Raw genomic sequence first — 1,414 nt, 5'->3', positions numbered from 1 at the left:
ATCGTGACTTCATCGTGGAATTCCTCAGTAACAGTGCACTGTTGATGACACATCTGTCGCGACTGGCGGAAGAGTTCATCCTCTGGTCGACCGAGGAATTCAGATTCATTGAACTGGATGACAGCTTTACAACTGGAAGCAGCATCATGCCGCAAAAGAAAAACCCAGACATGGCTGAGCTTGTCAGAGGGAAGACTGGAAGAGTGAACGGGAATCTTGTTTCCCTTCTTACTGTATTAAAAGGGCTTCCTCTTGCTTACAACAAGGATATGCAGGAAGACAAAGAAGGCATGTTCGACACGGTGAAAACGGTCATTGGCTCTTTGAAGATCTTTACTGGCATGATCAGTACGATGACAGTGAAAGATAAGAGAATGGAGGAGGCAGTTTCCAATGATTTCTCAAACGCAACAGAGCTTGCCGATTATCTCGCTGCCAAAGGTGTTCCCTTTCGTAAAGCTCATGAAATTGTTGGAAAGCTTGTCCTGCATTGCATCGAAGAAGGATACTATTTAAAAGATGTTTCATTGAAACAGTATCAGCAGTATTCACCCCTGATTGAGGAGGATATCTATTCGATCCTCGCTCCCTATGCTGCTGTTGAAAGAAGAAACTCTTACGGAGGCACAGGTTTTGAGCAAGTGAAAATCCAGATAGAAAATGCAAAATCACTCCTTCAAGAACAAGTGACGGCAAAACCATAGGGCAATATGCTGGTTTATGAGGCTGGGACAAAACTAATGACCACGACATAAAGACGAACAATTTCAGCGTATGTTCATAATACCGCGAATGATTTCCGTGCAAGACTTCGCTTTCCGCGGGCGGCCGGTGAGCCTCCTCGTCGCATACGCTCCTGTGGGGTCTCACCTGTCTCGCTTTTCCCGCAGGAGTCTTCGTCTTGCACTCCAATCAACCGCTGTAAAGTGCTAAAACTTAAGTGTACATTGAACAAAATAATAACCCGAACTAATTTGCCAGTTAGAAGGCAATTTAGTTCGGGTTTTACTTAGACTATAACACTTTTGTCCCAGCCTCGTTTTTCTATCGGGGAAAAATTTCTCATCCGTCTAATCACCTTGGGCAGGGCATAAATAGGCTGCCAACGCAGCACAACCGGTGTATGGACCTGGCCCAAGCCTCTGCCTCTAATTGCATCATTATTGTCAGTCAAACTATCCAATTCAATAGAAGTGATCGGCACAGTGGATTCGAGTGTATTTGTAATGACGGTTTCAGCAAGATTCGGATTGCTTTATTCCTCCGATGCCGGGTTTACTTATTGTGCGAATTGGAAGCATCCTATCCATGAAATAAAGCAAGACAGTAAGCTCGATTTCAGAGCTTACTGTGAGTTTACTGGTATTTATGCTGCAATGTTATTCCATATCTGTCTTGATAAATAATGTCCCAT

Annotated in this window: 1 protein-coding gene; it reads left to right on the top strand. The window is 44.0% G+C overall.

Annotated elements, in window-relative coordinates; all coding sequences use genetic code 11:
- Positions 1–704 (top strand): argininosuccinate lyase (gene argH, locus HP456_RS23935; RefSeq protein ID WP_172255677.1); only part of this gene is annotated, 704 nt, incomplete at its 5' end.
- Between the last annotated feature and the right edge of the window lie 710 nt (positions 705–1,414).

It is taken from the genome of Bacillus haikouensis (assembly GCF_013179555.1).
Classification (GTDB): domain Bacteria; phylum Bacillota; class Bacilli; order Bacillales; family Bacillaceae_B; genus Rossellomorea; species Rossellomorea haikouensis_A.
The sequence above is the reverse complement of the archived record's forward strand: the minus strand, read 5'-3'. Positions and strand labels throughout refer to the sequence as shown.